The 24,726-nt window shown below is 68.0% G+C and carries 18 protein-coding genes; 9 read left to right on the top strand and 9 right to left on the bottom strand.

The genetic code is table 11. The features are described 5' to 3' along the window. Positions 1-2: 2 nt before the first annotated feature. Positions 3-2,627, bottom strand: coding sequence for a heavy metal translocating P-type ATPase (locus CFB35_RS00565; protein ID WP_089464434.1), 2,625 nt, complete (start codon positions 2,625-2,627; stop codon positions 3-5). Between the two features lie 81 nt (positions 2,628-2,708). On the opposite strand from CFB35_RS00565, the gene cadR reads away from it, so the two are divergent. Further along, positions 2,709-3,140 (top strand): Cd(II)/Pb(II)-responsive transcriptional regulator, encoded by a 432-nt coding sequence (gene cadR / locus CFB35_RS00560; protein WP_059580548.1) that lies wholly within the window; start codon positions 2,709-2,711, stop codon positions 3,138-3,140. Between the two features lie 68 nt (positions 3,141-3,208). Next, positions 3,209-3,781 carry a PadR family transcriptional regulator gene (locus tag CFB35_RS00555; RefSeq protein WP_059580544.1) on the top strand — a complete coding sequence of 191 codons (573 nt, stop codon included), beginning with the start codon at positions 3,209-3,211 and terminating at the stop codon, positions 3,779-3,781. Between the two features lie 52 nt (positions 3,782-3,833). Here the strand turns inward: CFB35_RS00555 and CFB35_RS00550 are convergent, their stop codons facing one another. The 4 genes from CFB35_RS00550 to CFB35_RS00535 all read right to left on the bottom strand — a co-directional run bounded on the left by CFB35_RS00550 (position 3,834) and on the right by CFB35_RS00535 (position 8,159). After that, positions 3,834-5,276, bottom strand: a complete 1,443-nt coding sequence (locus CFB35_RS00550) for an FAD-binding oxidoreductase (RefSeq protein ID WP_089464484.1) — start codon at positions 5,274-5,276, stop codon at positions 3,834-3,836. 14 nt (positions 5,277-5,290) lie between these two features. Continuing rightward, entirely contained in the window at positions 5,291-6,079 is a 789-nt protein-coding gene (locus CFB35_RS00545; RefSeq protein ID WP_059580541.1) for an ABC transporter substrate-binding protein, read from the bottom strand. A 48-nt stretch (positions 6,080-6,127) separates the two neighbouring features. After that, on the bottom strand, positions 6,128-7,282 hold the full coding sequence (locus tag CFB35_RS00540) for a pyridoxal phosphate-dependent aminotransferase (RefSeq protein WP_059580538.1): 1,155 nt from the start codon (positions 7,280-7,282) through the stop codon (positions 6,128-6,130). Positions 7,283-7,490: 208 nt separating this feature from the next. Continuing rightward, on the bottom strand, positions 7,491-8,159 hold the full coding sequence (locus tag CFB35_RS00535) for a TetR/AcrR family transcriptional regulator (protein WP_059580535.1): 669 nt from the start codon (positions 8,157-8,159) through the stop codon (positions 7,491-7,493). 118 nt (positions 8,160-8,277) lie between these two features. Here CFB35_RS00535 and CFB35_RS00530 point away from each other — a divergent pair, with 118 nt between their 5' ends. From CFB35_RS00530 to CFB35_RS00505, 6 genes are all read left to right on the top strand, one after another. Then, positions 8,278-9,930 carry an acyl-CoA dehydrogenase family protein gene (locus tag CFB35_RS00530; protein ID WP_059580533.1) on the top strand — a complete coding sequence of 551 codons (1,653 nt, stop codon included), beginning with the start codon at positions 8,278-8,280 and terminating at the stop codon, positions 9,928-9,930. A 50-nt stretch (positions 9,931-9,980) separates the two neighbouring features. Beyond that, positions 9,981-11,489, top strand: a complete 1,509-nt coding sequence (locus CFB35_RS00525) for a class I adenylate-forming enzyme family protein (protein WP_089464433.1) — start codon at positions 9,981-9,983, stop codon at positions 11,487-11,489. 170 nt (positions 11,490-11,659) lie between these two features. Then, positions 11,660-12,319, top strand: a complete 660-nt coding sequence (locus CFB35_RS00520) for a PAAR domain-containing protein (protein ID WP_089464432.1) — start codon at positions 11,660-11,662, stop codon at positions 12,317-12,319. 10 nt (positions 12,320-12,329) lie between these two features. After that, on the top strand, positions 12,330-12,875 hold the full coding sequence (locus CFB35_RS00515) for a hypothetical protein (RefSeq protein WP_089464431.1): 546 nt from the start codon (positions 12,330-12,332) through the stop codon (positions 12,873-12,875). Positions 12,876-12,879: 4 nt separating this feature from the next. Further along, entirely contained in the window at positions 12,880-13,548 is a 669-nt protein-coding gene (locus CFB35_RS00510) for a M35 family metallo-endopeptidase (protein ID WP_089464430.1), read from the top strand. Continuing rightward, positions 13,541-13,951, top strand: coding sequence for a hypothetical protein (locus CFB35_RS00505; protein ID WP_089464429.1), 411 nt, complete (start codon positions 13,541-13,543; stop codon positions 13,949-13,951). The genes CFB35_RS00510 and CFB35_RS00505 overlap by 8 nt, the downstream gene beginning before the upstream one ends. A 208-nt stretch (positions 13,952-14,159) precedes the next feature. Here the strand turns inward: CFB35_RS00505 and CFB35_RS00500 are convergent, their stop codons facing one another. From CFB35_RS00500 to hemE, 4 genes are all read right to left on the bottom strand, one after another. Further along, a complete protein-coding gene (locus tag CFB35_RS00500; protein WP_089464428.1) occupies positions 14,160-15,299 on the bottom strand; it encodes a branched-chain amino acid ABC transporter substrate-binding protein in 1,140 nt (379 codons plus the stop codon). Positions 15,300-15,383: 84 nt separating this feature from the next. Further along, positions 15,384-19,316 carry a trifunctional transcriptional regulator/proline dehydrogenase/L-glutamate gamma-semialdehyde dehydrogenase gene (gene putA, locus CFB35_RS00495; protein WP_060310235.1) on the bottom strand — a complete coding sequence of 1,311 codons (3,933 nt, stop codon included), beginning with the start codon at positions 19,314-19,316 and terminating at the stop codon, positions 15,384-15,386. A gap of 403 nt (positions 19,317-19,719) precedes the next feature. After that, complete coding sequence (locus tag CFB35_RS00490; RefSeq protein ID WP_089464427.1) at positions 19,720-21,981, bottom strand: primosomal protein N'; 2,262 nt, start codon at positions 21,979-21,981, stop codon at positions 19,720-19,722. Positions 21,982-22,432: 451 nt separating this feature from the next. Continuing rightward, a complete protein-coding gene (hemE, locus tag CFB35_RS00485) occupies positions 22,433-23,527 on the bottom strand; it encodes a uroporphyrinogen decarboxylase (protein ID WP_059580517.1) in 1,095 nt (364 codons plus the stop codon). 148 nt (positions 23,528-23,675) lie between these two features. On the opposite strand from hemE, the gene CFB35_RS00480 reads away from it, so the two are divergent. Further along, positions 23,676-24,476: a transporter substrate-binding domain-containing protein gene (locus CFB35_RS00480; RefSeq protein WP_089464426.1), complete on the top strand. Its 801-nt coding sequence runs from the start codon at positions 23,676-23,678 to the stop codon at positions 24,474-24,476. The last annotated feature ends 250 nt before the right edge of the window (positions 24,477-24,726 follow it).

The raw sequence follows: 24,726 nt of genomic DNA, 5'->3' as shown, positions 1-24,726 counted from the left end.
CCTCAACGCTTGGCCGGCGCGCCGCCGAACGCCCCGGAGGACGACAGCAGCCGCAAGCCGTTGGCCACGACGATCAGGCTCGCGCCCGCGTCCGCGAAGACCGCCATCCACATCGTGCCGAGCCCCGCGACGGTGAGCCCGAGAAAGACGACCTTCACGCCGAGCGCGAAGCCGATGTTCTGTACCAGCACGCGGTGCGTCGCGCGCGACAGCCGCACGAACGCGGGAATCTTGCGCAGGTCGTCGTCCATCAGCGCGACGTCGGCCGTCTCGATCGCCGTGTCGGTGCCCATCGCGCCCATCGCGAAGCCGATGTCGGCGCGCGCGAGCGCCGGCGCATCGTTGATCCCGTCGCCGACCATCCCGACCGCGCCCGCGCCGCCCGCGGACAGTTCCTCGACCGCCGCGAGCTTGTCTTCCGGCAACTGGTTGCCGCGCGCGTCGTCGATGCCCGCTTGCTTGGCGATCGCCTGCGCGGTGTGCGGGTTGTCGCCCGTCAGCATCGCGGTGCGGATGCCGAGCGCATGCAGATCGGCGATCGCGGCGCGGCTCGTGTCCTTGATCGTGTCGGCCACCGCGAAGATACCGAGCACGCGCGTTTCGTCGACCAGCACGACGACGCTCTTGCCCTGCCGCTCCAGCGCGTCGAGCTTCGTCTCGAGTGCCGCCGAGCAGCGCTCGAGCTCCTCGACGAGGCGGTGGTTGCCGAGCCAGTAGCGCGCGCCGTCGATCGTGCCGCGCACGCCGCGCCCGACGATCGCTTCGAAGTCCTGCACGTCGGCGAATGCCGTCGTCCCGGCGTCGCGGGCCGCGGCCGCAATCGCCTGCGACACCGGGTGATCGGAGCGCGCCGCGAGGCTCGCGCCGAGGTGCCGCACGCGCGCCGCATCGGCGTCGTCCGCATGCACGTCGAAGTCGGTCTGCACCGGCTTGCCGTGCGTGATCGTGCCAGTCTTGTCGAGTGCGAGCCACGCGAGCTTGCGCCCTTCTTCCAGATAGACGCCGCCCTTCACGAGAATCCCGCGCCGCGCCGCGGCCGCGAGCCCCGACACGATCGTCACCGGCGTCGAGATCACCAGCGCGCACGGGCACGCGATCACGAGCAGCACGAGCGCGCGGTAGATCCAGTCGTGCCACGCGCCGCCCATCACGAGCGGCGGCGCCACCGCGACCAGCAGCGCGACCGCGAACACGATCGGCGTGTAGACGCGCGCGAACTGGTCGACGAAGCGCTGCGTCGGCGCCTTCGCGCCCTGCGCTTCCTCGACCGCGTGGATGATCCGCGCGAGCGTCGAGTGGGCCGCGACGGCCGTCACGCGGTATTCGAACGAACCGGATTCGTTGATCGTGCCCGCGTACACGGCATCGCCGCTCGCCTTTTCGACGGGCAGGCTCTCGCCGGTGATCGGCGCCTGGTTGACCGTCGAGCGGCCCGCGACGACTTCGCCGTCCAGCCCGATCCGCTCGCCCGGCTTCACGCGCACGACGGCGCCGAGCGCGACCTGCGCGGCCTCGATCGTGCGCCACGAGCCGTCGGCCTGCTGCACGGTCGCGGTGTCCGGCGCGAGCTGCATCAGCCCCTGGATCGCATTGCGCGCGCGGTCGAGCGACTTCGCCTCGATCAGCTCGGCGATCGTAAACAGCACCATCACCATCGCGGCTTCCGGCCACTGGCCGATCGCCATCGCGCCCGTCACCGCGATGCTCATCAGCGCGTTGATGTTCAGGTTGCCGTTGCGGATCGCGATCCAGCCCTTCTTGTACGTGGTGAGCCCGCACGCGAGCACCGCGGCGAGCGCGAGCGCCGCCGACAGCCACACCGGCAGCCCGGCCCAGGTCGCGCCTTCGGACGCGATCGCGGCGACGCCGGCGAGCGCCAGCGGCCACCACGGCTTCGCGGGCGGCGGCGCGGTGGGCGCCGACGGTGCATCGGCCGTCGCGGCCTCCGGCGTCATCCCGAGCGTGCGGATCGCGCGTTCGATCGCCGGCTGCGCGCCGGGCACGTGCTCGACGGTCAGCATCCGCTGCATCAGGTTGAATTCGAGCGCCGACACTTCACTCATCCCGCCGAGCTTCTTGCGGATCAGCGTTTCCTCGGTCGGGCAGTCCATCTGCATGATCCGGAACGCGGAGCGCACGTGGCCCGACGCGGTCGCCTGCGCGACCGGCAGCGGCGCCAGCGTCAGCGCGGCCGGCGCGCAGCAGTCGCCGGCCGCGTGGTCGTGGTCGTGGTCGTGGTCGTGGTCGTGGTCGTGGTCGTGGTCGTGGTCGTGGTCGTGGTCGTGGCCGTGGTCGTGGTCGTGGTCGTGGTCGTGGTCGTGGCCGTGGTCGTGGCCGTGGCCGTGGCCGTGGCCGACATGGTCATGCGCGGCGTGGTCGTGCGAACACGTGGCGCCATGCTGATGCGTATCGTCACGCGCGTCGTCGTGATCGTGGTCATGACCCGCGTCGCCGTGTGCGGCGTGATCGTGCCCGTGGTCGTGGCCATGGCCGTGCGCGCGCGCGCCGGCCGCCGGCACCGCATCGGCCACGGCCGCCGTCTGCGTGTCGCGCGCATCGGCGCAGCACGCATCGGCGCCGCCGGCATGACGGTGTCGTGGGTCGGGGGTGCGCTTGGCGTCGGTCATGACAACCTCCTTTGTGGCTTGACGGTGTAGAGTTAACACCCTGAAGCCACTACAAGGTCAACCCTTGCACGGGAGAAAGGCATGAAGATTGGCGAACTGGCCAAAGCGGCCCGCTGCACGCCCGAGACGATCCGTTTCTACGAGAAAGAGGGTCTGATGCCGGACGCGGAGCGCACCGATTCGAACTACCGCAACTACACCGACGTGCACGTCGAGCGGCTGCGCTTCATCCGCAACTGCCGCGCGCTCGACATGGCGCACGACGAAATCCGCGCGCTGCTGCGGCTCACCGATACGCCGGCCGACCGCTGCGATTCGATCAATTCGCTGCTCGACGATCACATCGGACACGTCGATGCGCGCCTCGCCGAACTCACGCATCTGCGCAACCAGCTCACCGAATTGCGCCGCCAGTGCGTGGGCGAGCATTCGGTCGAGGATTGCGGCATCGTGCACGGTCTCGCGACGATGGAAACCGTCGCGCCAGCCGCAAAGCGCTCGCACCTCGGCTGAAACCCTTGTCAAACCAGATAGTCTATTCGAGAATAGTTATATTATTACTAGACATACTTTAACTATTCATGTCCACGAGCCGCCCGTCCCCACTCGCGCTGGCCGTCCTTGCGACGCTCACCGAAGCGCCGATGCATCCGTACGGGATGCTGCAGCAACTGAAGGCCCGCGGGTACGACGAAGTCGTCAACGTGCGGCAGCGCACGAGCCTCTACCAGACGATCGACCGCCTGCTGCGCGACGGGCTGATCGCCGTGCACGACACCGAGCGCGACGGCGCGTTTCCGGAGCGCACCGTGTATGCGCTGACCGAAGCCGGGCACACGGCGGGGCAGGCGTGGCTGCATGCGCTGCTCGCGGAGCCCGCCCGTGAATTTCCGGCATTCGGCGCCGGTCTCGCATTCCTGCCGCTGCTCGATGCCGAGGATGCGCGCCACCAGCTCGAATTGCGTATCGCGCGTCTCGACGCCGAGCGCGAGCGGCTGGAAGCGCTGCGCGCCACCGCGCAGGCCGACCAGGTGCCGCGCCTGTTCCTGCTGCAGAACGAACATGCGCTCGTGCTCCTCAATGCGGAGCTCGACTGGGCACGCAGCGTCGTCGAACACCTGAAGATCGGCGCGCTGCGCTGGGTGGACGGTTGACGCGTCGCGCCGGCCGTTTTCTGCCGGCGGCGGGCGACGGGCGCCGGCCGCGTCACAGCACCTTGCCGGGATTCAGGATGCCGCGCGGGTCGAGCGCGGCCTTCAGGCGCCGCATCAGCCCGATTTCCGCGTCGCTGCGCGTGTGCGCGAGATAAGGACGCTTGAGCGCGCCGATCCCGTGCTCGGCCGACACGGAGCCGCCCATGTCGCGCACCACCGCATACACGCAGTGATCGAGCGCGTCGGCGTCCGCGTCGGTCATGTCGGTCAGCGACACGCCGATATGCACGTTGCCGTCGCCGACATGGCCGAAGAACAGGCACGTGAGCGCCGGCCAGCGCGCCCGCAACGCCGCCTCGCAGCGTTCGGCGAACGCGCCGAGTTCGCCCGTCGGCAAGCTGACGTCGAAATTGACGAGATTGGGCAGCGCATCGATCGCGAGGCCTTCGCGCAGCGTCCACAAGTCCCGCGCCTGCCGCTCGGAAGTCGCGAGCACCGCATCGTCGACGAGCCCCGCATCGAACCCCGCACCCAGCTCCGTTTCGAGCGCCTGGTGCGCATCGCCGCCCGGCGCGCTCGTCGCGCATTCGATCAACACCACGAAACCGCCAGCGCCGACGAACGGCGCCGACACCCCGGGTGTATGGCGCGCGACGTAGTCGTAGAACGCCGGCCACATCGCCTCGAAACTGACGACTTCCGGCAGCGTGCGGACACGATTCCACAGCGCGACCACCGCATCGTAGTCGCGCACGCGGCAGAGCGCCGTGGCCGGCGCCGCGAGCAACGGATGCAGCCGCAGCACCGCGCGCGTGACGACGCCGAGCGTCCCTTCGCTGCCGATGAAGAGCTGCTTCAGGTCGTAGCCCGCGTTGTTCTTCAGCATCCGGTTCATCGACGACACGACCGTGCCGTCCGCGAGCACCGCCTCGAGCCCGAGCACCTGCTCGCGCATCATCCCGTAGCGGATCGCGCGCGTGCCGCCCGCATTGGTCGCGAGCATGCCGCCGATCTGGCACGAGCCGCGCGCGCCGAGATCGACGCCGAACGTGAAGCCCGCCGCTTGCGCGGCTTCCTGCACCGTCTGCAGGGGCGTGCCCGCGCGCACGGTGATCGTGCCGGCCGCCGCGTCGAGCGCGTCGATGCCCGCGAAGCGCTCCATCGACAGCACGACCTCGCCGCCCAGCGCGACCGCGCCGCGCGCGAGCCCCGTCAGTCCGCCTTGCGGCACGACCGGCTGGCCGAGCCGCGTGCACAGCGCGAGCGCGCGCGACACGTCGTCGACGCTGCGCGGGCGCACCAGCGCACGCGGCCGCACGCCGGCCGGCTCGTTGTACGCGGTGAAGTAGCGCGGATCGATATCGGCCGCGCGCGTGACGAGCGCGTCGCCCAGTTCGGCGGCGAGCACGGCATCGACGGCCTCGTCCGGCGGCGGCCTGCCGCCCGGTTCGCTGCCCGTGGCGCCCGGGTTCGGGATCGGGATCGGGATCGGCATCGTGCGCGGCCCGCTCACTTCGTCGAGATGTCGATATCGCCGAAATACTTCAGGCCGAGCGACTTCACCGTGCCGTCAGCCTTCAGCTTGTCGATCGCCGCGTCGAGCTTCGCCTTCAGCGCGTCGTCGCCCTTGCGCAGGCCGAACGCGATGCCGCTGCCGAGGATCCTGTCGTCGTGCACCGGCTGGCCGACGAACGAGAAGCCCTTGCCGTCCGGGCGCGACAGGAAGCCGCGCTGGCCGGACGGCGCGAGCACGAGCGTCGCGTCGAGGCGGCCCGCGACCAGGTCCGCATACGCCTGGTTCTGGTCCTGGTACGCGACGACCGCGACGCCGGCCGGCTCCCAGTGCGCCTTCGCGAAGGTCTCCTGGATCGACGCCTGCAGCACGCCCACGCGCTTGCCCTTCAGCGATTCCGGCGTCGGCAGCAGGCCGCTGCCGGTACGCGCGATCAACTGGGTCGGCACGCGATAGATGATCGTCGTGAAGTCGATCGCCTGGCGCCGCTGCTCGGTCGCGTTCATCGCCGAGTTGATCGCGTCGAACTTGCGGCCCTTGAGCGCCGGAATCAGCCCGTCGAACGAAGTCTCGACCCATTTGCACGACAGCTTCGCCGTCTGGCAGACGGCATTGCCGACGTCGATGTCGAAGCCCTGCAGGTCGCCGTTCGGCGCTTTGGATTCGAACGGCGGGTATTGCGCTTCGAGGCCGAAGCGCAGCGTCGGCGCATCGGCGAGCGCCGCGCCGGCGCCGCTTGCGCACGCGAGTGCGAACGCGAGTTTGAGGGTAGCCGTGTGTTTCATTGTGATCTCCTGGGTCGGGTCGATGCGACGTCTCCGCCGCCGGTTGTCCTACAGCGAACGCAGCCGCCGCGCGCCTTCGACCAGCGTCGCGTCGTCCTTCGAAAAACTGAGCCGGATCACGCCGGCGTCAGTGCCGTCGGTATAGAACGCCGACAGCGGAATCGTCGCGACCCGCGCGTCGCGGATCAGGCGCAGCACGAAATCGCTGTCGCTTTCGTCCGAGAAGTGGCGAAAGCGCGCGAGCATGAAGAACGAGCCTTCGCTCGGCAGCAGCTCGAAACGCGACTCGGCCAGCTCGCGCGCGAGCAGGTCGCGCTTGGCCTGGTAGAACGCCGACAGGCCGAGGTAGCTGTCCGGCCGCGCGAGGATTTCCGCGAACGCGATCTGCATCGGCGTGTCGGCCGAGAACACCATGAACTGGTGCACCTTGCGGATCTCGTCCATCAGCTCGGCCGGCGCGAGGCAATGGCCGACCCGCCAGCCGGTCACGTGGAACGACTTGCCGAACGACGACACGATCACGCTGCGCTCGGCCAGCTCGCGGTGGCGCGCGACGCTCTGGTGCCGCGCGCCGTCGAACACGACGTGTTCGTAGACTTCGTCGGACAGCACCACGATCCCCGTGTCGCGTGTGAGCTGCGCGAGCCGCTCCAGATCGTCGGCGGAGAACACGGTCGCGGTCGGGTTGTGCGGCGTGTTGACGATGATCATCCGCGTGCGCGGCGTGATGGCCGCGGCCACCTCGTCCCAGTTCACGCGGAAATGCTCGGGCGACAGCTTGATCGCGACCGGTGTCGCGCCCTGCAGCCGCACGATCGGCGCATAGCTGTCGAACGATGGCTCGAAATAGATCACCTCGTCGCCCGGGTGCACGAGCGCGCTGATCGCCGCATAGAGCCCTTCGCTCGCGCTCGCGATCACCGTGATCTCGGTCGCCGGGTCGTAGCGCGCGCCGTACAGCGCCTCGGTCTTCTCGGCGAGCCGCTCGCGCAGCGCGATCACGCCGGCCATCGGCGCGTACTGGTTGTGACCGTCGCGCATCGCGCGCGCGACGCCTTCGACGAGCGCCGGATCGGGCGCGAAATTGGGCGCGCCCTGCGACAGGTTCAACGCGTCGTGTTGAGCAGCCAGTTGGCCGATCACCGTGAAGATCGTCGTCCCGACGTCGGGCAGTTTCGAACGGGGCGCGGTGGCGCTTCGCATGACTCCTCCTCCTGATGTCCTTCGGGCGGGCCGCGCCACGCGCGGCACCGCATCTGCCGCATGATTTAGCCCGAGCCAATATCGGCGGACAATCGAAAGTTCGTCATGAAGGCCATGCATTTTTCTCATGGCTTGGAGGGAGAAGCACGCAACGGCACGGCCGGCTCGACGGGCCGACATGCAAATCCGGCATTTCCCCTACGAAAGGCTAGGCGTCGGCCGTCGCGAAATACGCGAGCAGCACGGCCCGCAGTTCGCGGCGTTGCGCGGCGAAATCGAGCGCGGGCCCGAGCGTCAGCAGCGCCTGCGACAGCCCGCCGTAACAGATCGTCTGGGCCATCCGCGCGATCCCGTCGAGCCGTTCGGCCGGCGGCGGATCGGCCGCGTGCGCGAGCGCATCGCGCCACAGCGCGACATAGGCGTCGTAATGCCGGCGATACGCGGCCAGCGGCGACACCTGCCGCTCCAGCGCGAACAGCGCACCCCACAGCGCCGCGTCGGCGGCGATCGCATCGACCTGGAGGTCGACCAGCGCGGCGGCGAGCGCCGCCCGCGGCGCGCCGCGCAGCCGCTGCGCCGTGTCGCGCAGCCGGTCGGCCAGCGCCAGCACGCGGCGGTGGATACAGAGCGCCGCGAGGCTCTGCTTGTCGCCGAAATACTCGTAGAAGGTGCCGATGCTGACGCCCGCGACGGCCGCGATCTCGCGGATCGTCGCCTTCGCGTAGCCGCGTTCGAGCAAAAGCTGAACGAACGCCTGTTGCAGCGCGTCGGAGCTCGCCTGCGCGCGCGACTGGCGCGGCCGGCGGCGCAACGCGGGCGCGGGTTGCGCCGCCGGCGAGCCGGGCGGCGCCGGAACCTGAACATGTCGCGGCGGCATATTTGCTACTCTGAATTCAGCAGGGAACACGTTTTACCGGCAGCCGGAACCCGCGCCGAAGCGCCTTGCGCGGCACGACGCCGGCTGACCGCGAAGCACGAGACCGGAGACAACCGCGATGACCGACCCGACTCACGCCGTCACGAACCAGTTCGACGAACTCGTCGACTATAACCTCTTCGCGACGGATCTCGCGCTGCGCGACGCGCTCGTCCGGGCCGGCGCCGAGTGGGCCGTGCCGCAGCTCGACGCGTACGGCGCGCGGCTCGGCAGCGCCGACACCGCGCAACTCGCCGACGAAGCGAACCGGCACACACCGGAGCTGAACGCGTTCGACCGGCGCGGCCGGCGCATCGATCGCGTCGACTTCCACCCCGCCTGGCACGCGCTGCTCGGCCAGTACCGCCGCGAAGGCTTCGTGTCGCTCGCGTTCCGCGAGTCGCGCCGCGGCCGCTGGGCCGCGACGGCCGCCGGCTTCTATCTGCACGGCCAGATCGAGGCCGGCACGCTGTGCCCGGCGACGATGACGCAGGCCGCGATCCCCGTGCTGCAAAAGGAACCCGCGCTGTGGGACCTGCTGCGCGACAAGCTCTACAGCGACGATTACGATCCGCGCGACGTGCCGATCGCCGCCAAGCGCGCGATCTGGTTCGGCATGGGCATGACCGAGAAGCAGGGCGGCTCCGACGTGCGCGCGAACACGACGCTCGCCACGCCGGTCGGCGCGGGCGGGCGCGGCGGCGAATACCGGCTGCGCGGCCACAAGTGGTTCTTCTCCGCGCCGATGTGCGACGCGCACCTCGTCGTCGCGCGCACCGAAGCCGGCGGCCCGTCGTGCTTCTACGTGCCGCGCTGGCGGCCGGACGGCACGAAGAACGCGGTCGAGATCCAGCGGCTGAAGAACAAGGTCGGCAACCGCAGCAATTCGAGCAGCGAGATCGAGCTGAACGACGCGTGGGGAATCATGCTCGGCGACGAAGGCCGCGGCATTCCGACCATCATCGAGATGGCGACGTACACGCGGCTGAACTGCGTGCTCGGCAGCGCGGCGATGCTGCGCCAGGGCGTCGTGCAGGCGATCGCGTACACGCGCCAGCGTCACGCATTCGGCCGCGCGCTCGCCGAGCAGCCGCTGATGCGCACCGTGCTCGCCGATCTCGCGCTCGAAAGCGAGGCGGCACTGTCGCTCGCGATGCGGCTCGCCGACGCGTTCGAGCGCGACGACTCGCCGCGCGAACGTGCATGGAAACGGATCGTCACGCCCGCCGCGAAATTCTGGGTCTGCAAGCGCGCGGTCGAGCTGACCGGCGAGGTGATGGAAGTGTTCGGCGGCAACGGCTACGTCGACGACGGCCCGATCGCGCGCCTCTTCCGCGAGGCGCCCGTCAACTCGATCTGGGAAGGCTCGGGCAACGTGATGTGCCTCGACGTGCTACGCGCGGTGTCGCGCGAGCCCGACGCGGCCGCAGCGCTGTTCGACGAACTGGCCGACCTCGGTGCGGGCGAACCGCGCATTCGCGCGGCGCTCGACGCGCTGCGCGCGATGCTCGCCGCCCCGGCCGACACGCTCGAAGCGTCGGGCCGCGTGTTCGCGCAACGGCTCGCGCTCGTCGCGCAGGGGTGCCTGCTGCGCCGCGATGCGCCGGCGGCCGTCGCCGACGCGTTCGTCGCGACGCGGCTCGTCGCGCCCGACTGGGGCCGCATCGCGGGCGGCTTCGATCCGCATGCGATCGACGTCGCCGCGCTGCTGCAGCGCGCGTACCCGGCCTGACGCCGGCCCGTTCACCCGAATTCGCGTTCGTTCGCTCGCCCGGAGCCTCGATGAACCTCGTCGCCGCCCTCGACCGCGCCGCCCGTGCGACGCCCGACAAACCGTTCCTCGTCAGCGAATCCGCGACGATCACGTATGCGGCCGCGCGCGAGCGTTCGCACCGCGCGGCGGCCGTGCTGAGCGCGCTCGGCGTCGCGGCCGGCGACCGCGTCGCCGCGATGTGCTTCAACACGCCGGCCTTCGTCGACCTGATGTTCGGCGCATGGCGGCTCGGCGCGGCGTTCGTGCCGATCAACCACAAGCTGCAGGCGCCGGAAGTCGACTACGTGCTCGAACACAGCCGCAGCACCGCACTGCTGTTCGACGTGGCGCTCGCGCCGGTGGTCGAGCGCGTCGTGCATCCGGCGCGGCGGCTCGTGACCGAGGGCGAGCTCGACGGCGTGCCGAACTTCGACACGATGTGCGCGACGATGGACGGCCTCGCGGGCATCGAGCCGGCCGACGGCGACATCGCGCAGATCCTCTACACGTCCGGCACGACCGGCCGCCCGAAGGGTTGCGTGCACAGTCATCGCACGGTGACGCTCGCGGCGATGCAGGCGGCGCTCGCGACCGGCATCGGCCGTGACGAACGCACGTTGATGGCGATGCCGATCTGGCATTCGTCGCCGCTGAACAACTGGTTCGGCGGCACGCTGTATGCGGGCGGCACCGTCGTGCTGCTGCGCGAATACCATCCGCTGCGCTTCCTGCAGACCGTCGAGCGCGAGCGCGTGACGCTGTATTTCGGCGCGCCGGTGTCGTATACGCTGCCGCTCGACACGATCGACGGCTTCGCGGCGTTCGACCTGTCGAGCGTGCGCGCGTGGCTGTACGGCGGCGGTCCGATCGGCGCCGCGCAGGCCGAACGGCTTGCCCGTGCGTATCGCAGTCACGCGTTCTTTCAGGTGTACGGAATGACGGAAGCGGGGCCCGCCGGCACGACGCTGTATCCGGACGAGCAGATCGCGAAGGCCGGCTCGATAGGCCGCCACGGCGGCCCGGGCGTCGACCTGAGGGTGGTGCGGATGGACGGCGTCGATGCGCGGCCGGGCGAGACCGGCGAGATCTGGTTGAAGGCCGACAGCATGATGCTCGGCTATCTCGACGACGCGGCCGCCACGCACGCCGCATTCGCGCCGGGCGGCTGGTATCGCACCGGCGACATCGCGCGGATCGATCAGGATCGCTATCTGTTCATCGTCGACCGGCTGAAGGACATGATCGTCACCGGCGGCGAGAACGTCTATTCGAAGGAAGTGGAGGACGTGCTCGGCGCGCATCCGGACATCGTTGAAGCGGCCGTCGTCGGCGTTCCGCATCCGGACTGGGGCGAGACGGTCGTCGCGCATGTGGTGATGCGGGCGAACGCAGCGCCCGATGCGGATGCGCTGCGCACGTTCTGCGGCGAGCGGCTCGCGGCGTACAAGATTCCGCGCGAGTTCGCGTTCGTGCAGGCGCTGCCGCGCACGCCGACGGGCAAGTTGCAGAAGTTCTTGCTGCGCGGGCGCAGGGACTGAGCATCCGCGATTGAGCTAGCGCATTCGCGCGCGCGGTCAATGCAACAGGCCGAACGGAACAAGTAATAGAAGTTAACAGCTCTGAATCATATTCGTCCGATTGATCGACGTTTCTTATCTGGAATAGCGTCTATAGGCAGCCATTCCATTTACTGAGACAGGGAAGCCGGATGAAAAACGAACCCAAAGCACCGACCCATCTTTTCGCCACCGTTGGCGCACTCACGGAACGCGGTGGACGCATCACCACCGCAACCAGTGGCCTGACCCTGGCTGGATTGGAAGTCGCCTGCGTCGGCGACGTAGTGGCCTATGACGACGGCAGCGAAGCCTCGATTATCGACGGCGCGGGAAACAACCATAGCGGAGGCAAGCCGTTCGCGCTGGTCGGCAGCCGGTTGAGCAACGGTGACCGCATTACCGAAACGCTGCGCACCTCATGGGGCATTCACGTGCGGGATGGGCAAAGCGTTGCGGGCCTGTTCGATCCGACCTATGTGCCTCCACCCGCGCCGCCCACCTACAGACTGGCGGTACGTGGCGCGACAACAGCGCGCGGCGGTGCATTGCGCGAGCCGTCCAGCACATGGGAAGTAGCGCCGCACTTGGGCAAAGCTGCCACGGTGGGCGACCTGATCCACTATCCGGACGGTTCAACCGCGCGCGTCACGACCGGTCTGGGTCTGGCCGACGGGCCCGGCTTCGCGCCGCTCGCATTCGTTGGCAGCGAACTCGATAACGGCGACACGATCACCGATAGTCCCGAGCGACAAGGCGTAGCGTCGTCCGTTGTATTCAGCGTCGTCACCTGCTCATCTATGCCCCGCTGAGGTAGCGCCGATGATCCGCTACTTTCTTGCTAAAGGCGACCGCGCCGGGGAGGCGGTGATTGTCGAAGGCCTCGACACCGTGACTTGTTCCAATCCGCCGCCGAGGGTTCATATCGCCACGCTCGATATGAAGACCTACTGTTCGGCCTGCAAGCGTGAAGGGTACATCGCACCGCAAGGGCCGCGTCGGCCCGGTACCGGCCCAAACGGCAAACAGTGGGCATTGAGCGGCGATATCAATGTCTGCGGATGCAACCCACCGCCGGTCTTCTACGCTGAGCGCGGCATGCGGATGACTTTTACTGCGGGAGAGGCAGCGACGCTGACTGGGCGCCAACCGGATGCAACCAAGCGGTCATTTGCTCGGTCGGCTGTCGTACACGACGAGCAATTCACCTTGCTCGATGGCTACCGCCGCCCGCTCGCGAGCATCCGCTACCGAATCGTTACCGACACCGGGCAGATTTTCACGGGCACCACGGACGCGGCCGGGCAAACGCATCGAATCGCCACCGATGCCTCGGCAACTCTGAAAATCTATACAACGGAACATTGAGGCAATGAAGAATTTCGATATGAATGACGGCGGAGAATGGTTCCTCGTGCACTCAGGTGCAGTCACCAATACCAATCCTGGGTCGATGGTGGAAGTAACGATCAATACCGAAAAAATATGTCATAACATGACAAACAAGGAATTTCGGGAAATGGTATTGAGTAAACGCGATCGGGCCGTTTCTCTCGTCGAAAAAAGAATCAAGGATTTGCAACGTTGGTCCAACGCTGACAAGGCACGCGTATTACAGTGGTTCGGTAGAACTGACGAAGGTACCCGCGCAACCCTATTAATAGGCCTGAACGCAATCGTCCGCGTACTAAAGACACTCACAGGATACAATTTCACGCGATGGGATAGCGAGCGATTCAAACATATTGGGTGCGTTCCAAATCCGAACAAATCAGGAGTCGCGGCCTCAGTGTGTTCGCCGGATACCGCAACTCATACGATTGCAATACATCCCGACTTTTGTACAATGCGAGATTTCTCATGGGAAAAAGATTCCGTAGTTTCCACTCTGATTCATGAGGTTAGTCATTTCAACGACACAATGGGAACCAAGGATCACAGATATTTCATGGAGGAGTGTCTGACGTTTGGAGCCGAAAATCCGAATCAAGCAATCAACAATGCCGACAGCATTGCAGGGTACGTCATTTACAATGCTTAAGTTTATTGTCTGTCTAAGCCTTCTCACCTCCAATCCGGCATTCGCATGCATCGCCAGCGAGAACTTCGACATCTATTTTTCGAGAGACAGCTCGTACATATCGAATTCGGAGATCGTTCGCATTGCAAAATGGGTAGCCGATCAAAAACTCAATTATGCAAATCACCTAACCAAGGAAACGACACTGATCAGCGGCCATGCCGAGGAAAGTGAACCGGCAGCACTGGCCCTTGCGCAATCGAGATTGCAAACCGCGTATGCGCTGTTGGAGCAACTCGGTTTTTTACGCGGGACCATCAACAAGAGTACCAGCGTCTATTCGCAGCGCGACGTGGACAATGGGCGGCGTGTGGAAATTTCCTTCCTGCCCGATTGCCCTAACAAGTGCTGCGACGGCAAGTAGCGTCACAATGCCGCCGATCACGGCGACGCGGTATGGACGTACGCATGCGGCGATCCTGCTGCACCGCGGCCTGCAAGATCCCTATGCCCTGCCGGCCGTGGGCCACCAAAGAAAAAGCCACCGGACCCAACGGCCCGGTGGCTTTTTCGCATGAGGCACGGGACGACGCGTTGCAACGCCGCCCGCGCGTCACATCACATCGAGCTGCTTACTTCCCGCCGATGCTCTTCAGCGGCTTCCAGTCGCCCTTCTCGACCTTGTACATCGTGATGCCGCCGTTCTTCAGGTCGCCCTTCGCGTCGTACGCGACGTGCGTCGACGTGACGCCGGCCATGTCGGTCTTCGCAAGCACCGGCAGGTACTTCGCCGGATCGGTCGAATCGGCCTTCTTCATCGCGTTCAGCATCGCCATCGCGCCGTCGTACGCGTACGGCGAGTAGGTCTGCACGTCTTCGCCGAAACGCTTCTTGTACTTGTCGGCGTAAGCCTTGCCGCCCGGCATTTCTTCCAGCGGCAGCCCGGCCAGCGACGCGATCGTGCCTTCGGCCGCGTTGCCCGCGATCTTCAGGAACGTCGGCGTCTTCACCATTTCGCCGCTCATCAGCGGGGCCGTGATGCCGAGCGCCTTCATCTGCTTGACCATCGGCGCTGCCTGCGAATCCGCGCCGCCGTAGTAGACGAGGTCCGGCTTCGCCGCCTTCAGCTTCGTCAGAATCGCCTTGAAGTCGACAGCCTTGTCGTTCGTGAATTCACGGTCGACGATCGTCGCGCCGCCGGCTTTCGCGGCCTTCTCGAACTGGTCGGCGAGACCCTGGCCGTAGGCCGTGCGGTCGTCGACGATCGCGATCTTCTTCATGCCGAGATCCTTCGATGCGAACGCGCCGGCCACCGAGCCCTGCTGCGTGTCGGACGTCATCATGCGGAAGGTCGTCTTGTAGCCTTGCTGCGTGTATTCCGGCGCCGTCGCCATCGCGATTTCCGGAATGCCCGCGTTCGCGTAGATGCGCGAGGCGGGAATCGTCGTGCCCGAGTTGAAGTGGCCGAGCATGCCCTTGATGCCGTCGTCGACCAGCTTCTGCGCGACCGTCGTGCCCGTGCGCGGGTCAGCCTGGTCGTCCTGCGTGCTCAGCACGAACTTCACCGGCTTGCCGCCGATCTTCGGGTTCGTCGCGTTGAAGTCTTCCAGCGCGAGCACGATCCCGTTCTGCATATCCTTGCCGTAGTGCGCCTGCGCGCCCGTCATCGGCCCTGCGTAACCGATCTTCACGTCATCCGCATGGGCCGTCCCCGCCAGCGACATGACCGCGACGAACGTCGCGCCTGCCACCTTTTTCATCGTGTGTTGCATAGCATCTCCTTGGTACCAGGGTAAATGAAGCAGCTTCGGGATCGCCTTGCCGCTTCCTTTGTTTGATCCGAACGGCAAGGATGATCAGCCGATCGTCATCAAATTCGCATTGCCGCCCGCCGCGGCCGTATTCACGCTCACCGAGCGCTCCGTCAGGAGCCGTTCGAGCGCGTAGTCTTCCGCATCGCCGTTCTCGAACGCGCCCGCCGACACGCCCTGCACCGACACGATCGGGCCCGGCCGCTGCGCGACGTCCTTCACGAGCGTCTGCAGCTCGTCGCTGTCGCCCTCGAACAGCACCGCGTCGAACGGCGCGTCGGCCTGCTTGCGCACGGCCGCGTGCGCCTTCAGCGACGCCGGCAGCGCGGCCGCCAGCGCCTCGCCCGCCGCGCCGGCGAACAGCGCGCGGTTGCCCGTCGCCAGCACCGCCGCGAACTGCGCACGCGCGCCGCCCGGCGTCGCCGCGACACACAGCACCGTGCCGCGCGGGCCGAGTGTATACGTGTTTCGCTCGCCCGTCGGCCCGCTCAGCACGGCGGTCGCGCCGGCCGGAACCTGTGCGAGGTAGCCGTCGCAGCGTGCGGCCAGCGCCGGCTCGCGCTGCTCGATCAGCCAGTCGCGCAGCGTCGCGAGCGCCGCCGCCGGGTTGCCGCGCGCATCGCTTTCGGTCGCGCCGTCCGCCACCAGCGACTGCGCGAGCGAGCGCGGCAGGCCCGACGGACGCGTCGCGAGCAGGCGCTGCAGGTACAGCGCGCCGCCGGCCTTCGGGCCCGTGCCCGACAGCCCTTCGCCGCCGAACGGCTGCACGCCGACCACCGCGCCGATCACGTTGCGGTTCACGTAGATGTTGCCCACGTGCGCATTCGAGATCACGTGCGCGATCGTCTCGTCGATCCGCGTGTGGATGCCGAGCGTCAGCCCGTAGCCCGTCGCGCGGATCTGCTCGAGCAACTTGTCGAGCTGGCTGCGGCGGTAGCGCACCACGTGCAGCACGGGGCCGAACACTTCACGCTTGAGCTCGTCGATGCTGCCGATCTCGATCAGCGTCGGCGGCACGAAGGTGCCGTGCGCGCACGCGTCCGGCATCGGCAGTTGCGTGACCGCGTGGCCCTTGTCCTTCATCGCCGCGACGTGCGCGTCGATCGTCTGCTTCGCTTCGGCGTCGATCACCGGGCCGACGTCGGTCGACAGGCGGTCGGGGTTGCCGAGCGACAGCTCGTGCATCGCGCCCTTGAGCATCGTCAGCGTGCGGTCCGCGACGTCGTCCTGCAGACACAGAACGCGCAGCGCCGAACACCGTTGACCGGCCGAGTCGAACGACGACTGCATCACGTCCGCGACGACCTGCTCCGCGAGCGCCGACGAGTCGACGATCATCGCGTTCTGACCGCCCGTCTCCGCGATCAGCGGAATCGGCTTGCCGTCCGGGTCGAGGCGCGCGGCGAGCGTCTTGTTGATCAGGCGCGCGACTTCGGTCGAGCCCGTGAACATCACCGCCCGCGTGCGCGGATCGGCGACCAGCGCCGCGCCGACGGTCTCGCCGGTGCCCGGCAGCAGTTGCACCGCGCCGGCCGGCACGCCGGCCTCGCGCAGCAGCCGCACGGCCTGCGCGGCGATCAGCGGCGTCTGTTCGGCCGGCTTCGCGAGCACCGTGTTGCCGGCGGCGAGCGCCGCGGCCACCTGGCCCATGAAGATCGCGAGCGGGAAGTTCCACGGGCTGATGCAGACCACGGGGCCGAGCGGACGGTGCGTGTCGTTCGAGAATTCGCCGCGGATCTGCGCCGCGTAGTAGCGCAGGAAGTCGACCGCTTCGCGGATCTCGGCGATCGCGTTCGGCAACGACTTGCCGGCTTCGCGCACGATCAGGCCCATCAGCGTGTGCATCTGCGCTTCGAGCAGGTCGGCCGCGCGCACCAGGCAATCGGCGCGCGCATCGACCGGCGTCGCCTGCCAGATCGGCGCGGCGGCCACCGCGTGCGCGAGCGCCGCGCTCACGTGTTCGGCCGTCGCTTCGCTGACCGTGCCGACCACGTCGCGCTGGTCGGCCGGGTTGCGCACGTCGCGCGCCGGTGCGTCGGCGAGCGCGTCGTCGGCGAGCATCGGCGCCGCGCGCCACGGGTGATGCGCGCTCGCGAGCAGCGCGGACGACAGCGACGCGAGACGGTGTTCGTTCGACAGGTCGAGGCCCATCGAATTGGGACGCTCGTCGCCGTACAGGTTGCGCGGCAGCGGGATCTTCGCGTGCGGCGCGCCGAGCGGCACGACCTTCGACGCTTCATCGACCGGGTCGGCGACCAGTTCCTTCACCGACACCGTTTTATCGGCGATGCGGTTCACGAACGACGTGTTCGCGCCGTTTTCCAGCAGGCGGCGCACCAGGTACGCGAGCAGCGTCTCGTGCGTGCCGACCGGCGCGTACACGCGGCACGGGCGGTTCAGCTTGTCGCGGCCCGTGACTTCCTCGTACAGCGGCTCGCCCATCCCGTGCAGGCACTGGAATTCGTACTGGCCCGGGTAGTAGTTCTGGCCGGCCAGGTGATAGATCGCGGCCAGCGTGTACGCGTTGTGCGTCGCGAACTGCGGGTAGACCGCGTCGGGCGCCGCGAGCAGCTTCTTCGCGCACGCGAGGTACGACACGTCGGTGTAAATCTTGCGCGTATAGACCGGATAGCCTTCGAGGCCGTCGACCTGCGCGCGCTTGATTTCGGTATCCCAGTACGCGCCCTTCACGAGGCGGATCATCAGGCGGTGGCGGCTGCGGCGCGCGAGATCGATCAGGTAGTCGATCACGAACGGGCAGCGCTTCTGGTAGCCCTGCACGACGAAGCCGATGCCGTTCCAGCCCGCGAGCTCCGGATCGAAGCACAGCGCCTCGAGCAGGTCGAGCGACAGTTCGAGCCGGTCGGCTTCTTCCGCGTCGATGTTCAGGCCGATGTCGTAGCGGCGCGCGAGCAGCGCGAGCGCGCGCACGCGCGGCAGCAGCTCGCTCATCGTGCGGTCCTGCTGCGAGCGCGAGTAGCGCGCGTGCAGCGCCGACAGCTTGATCGAGATGCCCGGGCCTTCGTAGATGCCGCGGCCGCCGGCCGCCTTGCCGATCGCGTGGATCGCCTGTTCGTACGACGCGTAGTAGCGCTGCGCGTCCTCTTCGGTCGTCGCCGCTTCGCCGAGCATGTCGTACGAGTAGCGGAAGCCGCGCGCTTCGTACTTGCGGCTGTTCGCGAGCGCTTCGGAAATCGTCTCGCCGGTGACGAACTGCTCGCCCATCAGGCGCATCGCCATGTCGACGCCCTTGCGGATCAGCGGCTCGCCGCCGCGGCCGATCAGGCGCGTGAGCGCCGACGACAGCCCCGCTTCGCTGTTGGTCGTCACGAGCTTGCCGGTGATCATCAGCCCCCAGGTGGCCGCGTTCACGAACAGCGACGGCGCGTGGCCGACGTGCGAGCGCCAGTCGCCCTTGCTGATCTTGTCGCGGATCAGCGCGTCGCGCGTCGCGCGATCGGGAATGCGCAGCAGCGCTTCGGCGAGGCACATCAGCGCGACGCCTTCCTGGCTCGACAGCGAGAACTCGTGGATCAGCCCTTCGACGCCGCCGCCCGAGCTTTTCTCGCGCAGCGCCTCGACCAGCTTCGTCGCGAGCGTCTGCACGTCCGCCTGCAGGTTCGCGGGCAAGCGCGCCTGGCCGAGCAGGAACGGCACGCACTCCGGTTCCGGGCGGCGGTACGCGGCCGTGATCGCCGCGCGCAGCACCGATTGCGGCTGCACGTTCTGCGCGAACTCGAGGAACGGATGCGGCGAATTGTCGTCGTCGCCGTCCGCGGACTGACCGTCGGCGAGCTCCGTCACGCCGCTGTGGCCCGACAGCTCGGGCGGCAACTGGCCGTGCTCGATCCGCTCCAGATACGCGAAGATCGCCTGCTTGATCAGCCAGTGGGGAGTGCGCTCGAGACGCGCGGCGGCGTCCTTGAGGCGCGAGCGAAGAAGGTCGTCGACCTTGACGCCGAGAGTCGTGCTTGCCATGGTGGGTTCGTGCGCCGGTGCGAGCCCGGCAGTGTGGTGTAAGAGGATGCGCGAAATCCTACGGCACGCAATAAAAAGGTGCAACCAAATAAAGAGATGGGTTGCACCCATAAGTTAGTCAATATAATCAGCCACTTATGCGGTTGCAACCTAGGGGTTGCCCGTGGTCCGGGGATCGGTATTTTCCCTGATCGGGCCGGTTCGGCACGCGTGTGCAACCTTCGGCATGTGCGAAAGCGGCCGAAAGCAGGTTGCACTGGATGAGGTGACGTGCCGTGGCGCCCGCGTTGGGCACGCGTTGGGCACGCGTTGGGCACGCGCTGGAGACGTTCGGGGCGGCGCCGCGCGGCCCACGCTTGGGGTATCGGACACCGCGTCGCGCGATGGTCGCGCGGCGCGTCGCTCAGATATCCAGCGGATCGACCTCGACGCTCCACCGCAGCACACCCTTCAGCGCGCGCAGTTCCGGCTGCCAGGCGCGCAGCGCATGCTGCAGCGCCGCCCGCGACGCGCTTTCGAGCAGCAGCTGCGCGCGATGGACGTTCGCGACCTTCACGATCGTCATCGGCACCGCGTCGTACACGGTCACGCGATCCGCGCCCGGCAGCCCCGGCAACGCAGCCGCGGCCTGCAGCAGGAACGCGAGCGCCGCATCGAGCGTGCGCCCTTCGGCGCGCAGCAGCGCCTGGTAGACGAACGGCGGCAGGTGCGCGTCGCGGCGCTCGCCGAGCGTCGAATTCGCGAAGCCCACGTAGTCCTGCCGCCCGAGCGCGTGGTACAGCGCGTGACGCGGGTAGCGCGTCTGCACCATCACTTCGCCCGACAGCCCGGCGCGCCCCGCGCGGCCGCTCACCTGCATCAGTTGCGCGAACAGCCGCTCGCTCGCGCGGAAGTCGTGCGAGAACAGCGCGGTATCGGCGTTGAGCACGCCGACGAGCGACACGCGCTGGAAGTCGTGCCCCTTCGCGATCATCTGCGTGCCGACCAGGATGTCGACCTCGCCCGCGTGCACGTCGGAAAAGAGCGCCTGCGCGCTGCCCTTGCGGCGCGTGCTGTCCGCGTCGATCCGCAGGATCCGCGCGCCCGGCACGGCTTCGGCGAGCGTCTCCTCGATGCGCTGCGTGCCGCGCCCGAGCGGCGCGATGTCGACGTTCCCGCACTCGGGGCACGACCGCGGAATGCGCGCTTCCCAGCCGCAGTGATGGCAGCGCAGCGCGTGCTCGGGCTTGTGCAGCACGACGTACGCGCTGCAGCGCGGGCAGCCGGCCACCCAGCCGCATGCGTCGCACGCGAGCTGCGGCGCGTAACCGCGCCGGTTCAGGAACACGAGGCTCTGTTCGCCGCGTTCGAGCCGCGCCTTCAGCGCCGCGACGAGCGGCCCCGACAGCCCGCCCATCGACGCACGCCCGCGCCGCCGCTCCTCTTCGAGATCGATCAGCCGCACGGTCGGCAGCGTCGCGTCGGCCACCGCGCGGCGCGACAGCGTGAGCCGCGTGTAGCGCCCCTGCTCGGCCTGCCACCAGCTTTCGAGCGACGGCGTGGCCGAGCCGAGCACGACGGTGATGCCGAGGTGCTTCGCGCGCCACACGGCCAGGTCGCGCGCCGAATAGCGCAGCCCTTCCTGCTGCTTGTACGCGGGCTCGTGTTCCTCGTCGACGACGATCAGCGCGAGCGTCGGCATCGACGCGAGCACCGCGAGGCGCGTGCCGAGCACGATCCGCGCGCGGCCCGTGTGCGCGGCGAGCCAGTTGCGCGCGCGCTCGCCTTCGGCAAGCCCGCTGTGCAGCGTGACGATCGCGTCGTCGGCGAGCGCGCCCGCGAAGCGCGCGCGAAACGCGGCCTCGAATTGCGGCGTCAGGTTGATTTCGGGCACGAGCACGAGCGCCTGCGCATCCGGCCGCGCGTCGAGCAGCGACGCGAGCGCGTGCAGGTACACCTCGGTCTTGCCGCTGCCCGTCACGCCGTGCAGCAGGAACGGCGCGAAGCCCCGCGCCGCGCGGATCGCGTCGAGCGCCTCGGCCTGCTGGTCCGTCAACGCCGGCGGCACAGCCCGTCCACTGCTTGTCGACAGGTTATCCACAGGGTTGACCACAGGCACATCGGCCCAGCCGATCTCCTCGACGTCGACCCAGCCGCGCGCCGCCCAGTCGTCGAGCGTCGCGGCCGCCTTCGGATGCAGCGCGCGCGCGTCGGGCAGCGTCAGCGAGCCGGTGTCGACCAGCGCCTGCGCGAGCCGGCGCAGCGCGGCGCCGCGCGCGGGCAACGCATCGGGCAGCGCCGCGCGGCCGGCTTCGGTCGGCCGGTAGCGCACTTCCGGCGCGAGCAGCCGCCCCCAGCGCCCGGCGTCGCGCAGCGCCTGCGGCAGCGCCGGCAACGCGACCTCGCCACGCCCGCGCTGATAGTAGTCGGCGGCGAACGACACGAGCGCGAGCCAGTCCGCCGACAGCGGCGGCAGGTCGGCACAGATCGCATCGACCGCGCGCAGCCGCGATGGCGGCACATCGGTGTGAGTGGTGACTTCGCAGACGAGCCCGACGGCCTGCCGCTTGCCGAACGGCACCTGCACCAGCGTGCCGGGCACGGGCGCGGGCTGCACGTCGCAGCGGTAGTCGAACAGGGTGGCGAGCGGATGGTCGAGCGCCACGCGCAGGTAGGTGCCGCTCATCGACACGCTCCCGCAGCGGCGACACGCAGGGGACGGACGACGTGCACCCGCGCCCGCATCGCGACGGCGAACTTAAAGTAAAACTTCAGATTCGGCGCTAAGTTTTGGATTCGCATTAGGAATCGCCGTATACCCTGCCCAGCCTGTGGATAACTTTGTTGAGAACTCGCCGCTCAACAGCCGCAACGCGCGCAGGGCCGTGCTTTTCGCTGTTTTCCGCCGCTTCCGGCCGTGTGCCGCGAAGCCTTATTCCATAAGGCTGCTATTCAAATTACCCAACCATAGCGAGACAAATTGACCGATACGGGGCTCTACCGCGCTGCAACGTGGAAAATGTGTATAAGTCAAGTCTTGACAAGCATCGAATCGGCAACGGGAGCGGGGTTGCGTCCTGTTTAGTTTCAAAAACGAAACACCGTCATCCCGCAACGCAGCATGGCGGCGCTTGCGTTCAGCCCGCCGCTCGGCTACGGATCGCGCGGCTGTGGGTATGCACTTCGTCGACGAGTTCGGCGACGTGATCGGGCGACGTGAATTGCGAGATGCCGTGCCCCAGGTTGAACACGTGGCCCGGATGGTTGCCGTAGCTGTCGAGCACCGCGCGCGCCTGTTCGCGCACCGCGGCCGGTGGCGCGAACAGGATCGTCGGGTCGAGGTTGCCCTGCAGCGCCACGCGCCCCGCGACGCGCTCGCGCGCGGCGCCGAGGTTGACCGTCCAGTCGAGCCCGACCGCGTCGACGCCGGTCGCCGCGATCTCCTCGAGCCACAACCCGCCGCCCTTCGTGAACGTGATCACCGGCACGCGCTCGCCATCGTGCTCGCGCTTGAGCTGCGACACCACGCGGCGGATATAGTCGAGCGAGAAGCGCTGGTACGCGCCGTCGGCCAGCGCGCCGCCCCACGTATCGAAGATCATCACGGCCTGCGCGCCCGCTTCGATCTGCGCGTTCAGGTACGCGGCCACCGCCTGCGCGTTCACGTCGAGGATCCGGTGCATCAGGTCGGGGCGCGAATACGCCATCGACTTCACCGTGCGGAAATCGTCCGAGCCGCCGCCTTCGACCATGTAGCACGCGAGCGTCCACGGGCTGCCCGAGAAGCCGATCAGCGGCACGCGCTGGCGGCCCTGGCCGTCGGTGAGCGCGCGGCGGATCTCGCGCACGGCGCCCGTCACGTAGCCGAGCGTCTCGTCGATGTCCGGCACCGCGAGCTTCGCGACGTCGGCCTCGGTGCGCACCGGATGCGCGAACTTCGGCCCTTCGCCGGCCTGGAAGTCGAGGCCGAGGCCCATCGCGTCGGGAATCGTCAGGATGTCCGAGAACAGGATCGCGGCGTCGAGCGGGAAGCGCTCGAGCGGCTGCAGCGTCACCTCGGTCGCGTAGTCGGGGTTTTTGGCCAGCCCGAGAAAGCTGCCGGCACGCGCGCGCGTCGCGTTGTATTCAGGCAGGTAGCGGCCGGCCTGGCGCATCAGCCAGATCGGCGTGTAGTCGGTCGGCTCGCGCAGAAGCGCACGCAGGAAGGTGTCGTTGAGCAGGTTATGGGCCACGGTAGGAGCGACGATGCGAAGGCAAAGCGGCATTTTACCGGACAGCCGCGGTCGGACCGCGCAGGCCGATGCAATGGCGGCCATATGACGCGCGCGATGGCTCCGTTATGATCGGACGCTCATATCGAATCGAACGAAGGAGGAGACGATGAAGACATTCGCCACGCTGGCGGCGGCCGCGTTGCTGTGCTGCACCGCCGCACACGCGCAAACTGCCGCCGGCGCCGCCACGAGCGCGCCGGGCACCGGCTCGCGGCTCGACGAGGTGCTGGCGCGCGGCACGCTGCGCGTATGCACGACGGGCGACTACAAGCCGTATTCGTACTACCGCGCGGACGGCCGCTTCGAGGGCATCGACATCGACATGGCCGAATCGCTCGCGAAATCGCTCGGCGTGAAGGCCGATTACGTGAAGACGAGCTGGCCGAACCTCACCCAAGACTTCATCGCGAAGTGCGACATCGCGGTGGGCGGCGTGTCGACCACGCTCGAGCGTCAGAAGCGCGTGTTCTTCACGCAGCCGTACGTGGTCGACGGCAAGACGCCGATCGTGCGCTGCGCGGATGCCGACAAGTACCAGAGCGTCGCGCAGATCGACCGGCCCGAGACGCGCGTAATCGTGAATCCGGGCGGCACCAACGAGCGCTTCGCGAAGCAGTTCTTCACGCACGCGAACCTGACCGTCTATCCGGACAACGTGACGATCTTCAAGCAGATCCTCGCGGGCAAGGCCGACGTGATGGTGACGGATGCGTCGGAGACGCTGCTGCAGCAAAAGCTGAATCCGGGCCTCTGCTCGGTGCATCCGGACAAGCCGTTCCAGTTCGGCGAGAAGGCGTACATGGTGCCGCGCGGCGACGTCGTGTTCCAGCAATACGTCGACCAGTGGCTGCATCTCGCGCTGTCCACCGGTGAATATCAGGCGCTGTCGGACAAGTGGCTGAAGTAAGCGCGCGTGCAACCGGCGGCCGATGACGGGCACCGCCCGCTGCGGCCGCCAAGTGCGGAAATCCCGCCTGCGTCGGCCGCCGGCATGCGTCGCCGTTACACCTTCGCGTCGCGCCGCCGCGCCCATGCGCGGCGCGCGACCCGCCAAATTGGCCGAATGGCCGACTTCCACGCGTCCCGATCACGTTTCAAAATCTTTCTGACGAATGAATCGTCATGCGCGGTATCGATCGTGCCGTGCACTTTCTCGC

The organism is Burkholderia sp. AU16482, from assembly GCF_002223285.1.
GTDB lineage: Bacteria > Pseudomonadota > Gammaproteobacteria > Burkholderiales > Burkholderiaceae > Burkholderia > Burkholderia semiarida.
Note: the sequence above shows the minus strand (reverse complement) of the source record. Positions and strands in the feature narration are given on the sequence as shown.

Coding starts and splice junctions, on each gene's coding strand:
- CFB35_RS00500 (WP_089464428.1), bottom strand. CDS start 15,299: ATGCAACACACGATGAAAAAGGTGGCAGGCGCGACGTTCGTCGCGGTC.
- CFB35_RS00545 (WP_059580541.1), bottom strand. CDS start 6,079: ATGAAACACACGGCTACCCTCAAACTCGCGTTCGCACTCGCGTGCGCA.
- CFB35_RS00515 (WP_089464431.1), top strand. CDS start 12,330: ATGATCCGCTACTTTCTTGCTAAAGGCGACCGCGCCGGGGAGGCGGTG.
- putA (WP_060310235.1), bottom strand. CDS start 19,316: ATGGCAAGCACGACTCTCGGCGTCAAGGTCGACGACCTTCTTCGCTCG.
- CFB35_RS00490 (WP_089464427.1), bottom strand. CDS start 21,981: ATGAGCGGCACCTACCTGCGCGTGGCGCTCGACCATCCGCTCGCCACC.
- CFB35_RS00535 (WP_059580535.1), bottom strand. CDS start 8,159: ATGCCGCCGCGACATGTTCAGGTTCCGGCGCCGCCCGGCTCGCCGGCG.
- CFB35_RS00520 (WP_089464432.1), top strand. CDS start 11,660: ATGAAAAACGAACCCAAAGCACCGACCCATCTTTTCGCCACCGTTGGC.
- CFB35_RS00525 (WP_089464433.1), top strand. CDS start 9,981: ATGAACCTCGTCGCCGCCCTCGACCGCGCCGCCCGTGCGACGCCCGAC.
- CFB35_RS00505 (WP_089464429.1), top strand. CDS start 13,541: ATGCTTAAGTTTATTGTCTGTCTAAGCCTTCTCACCTCCAATCCGGCA.
- cadR (WP_059580548.1), top strand. CDS start 2,709: ATGAAGATTGGCGAACTGGCCAAAGCGGCCCGCTGCACGCCCGAGACG.
- CFB35_RS00510 (WP_089464430.1), top strand. CDS start 12,880: ATGAAGAATTTCGATATGAATGACGGCGGAGAATGGTTCCTCGTGCAC.
- CFB35_RS00550 (WP_089464484.1), bottom strand. CDS start 5,276: ATGCCGATCCCGATCCCGATCCCGAACCCGGGCGCCACGGGCAGCGAA.
- CFB35_RS00540 (WP_059580538.1), bottom strand. CDS start 7,282: ATGCGAAGCGCCACCGCGCCCCGTTCGAAACTGCCCGACGTCGGGACG.
- CFB35_RS00565 (WP_089464434.1), bottom strand. CDS start 2,627: ATGACCGACGCCAAGCGCACCCCCGACCCACGACACCGTCATGCCGGC.
- CFB35_RS00555 (WP_059580544.1), top strand. CDS start 3,209: ATGTCCACGAGCCGCCCGTCCCCACTCGCGCTGGCCGTCCTTGCGACG.
- CFB35_RS00480 (WP_089464426.1), top strand. CDS start 23,676: ATGAAGACATTCGCCACGCTGGCGGCGGCCGCGTTGCTGTGCTGCACC.
- CFB35_RS00530 (WP_059580533.1), top strand. CDS start 8,278: ATGACCGACCCGACTCACGCCGTCACGAACCAGTTCGACGAACTCGTC.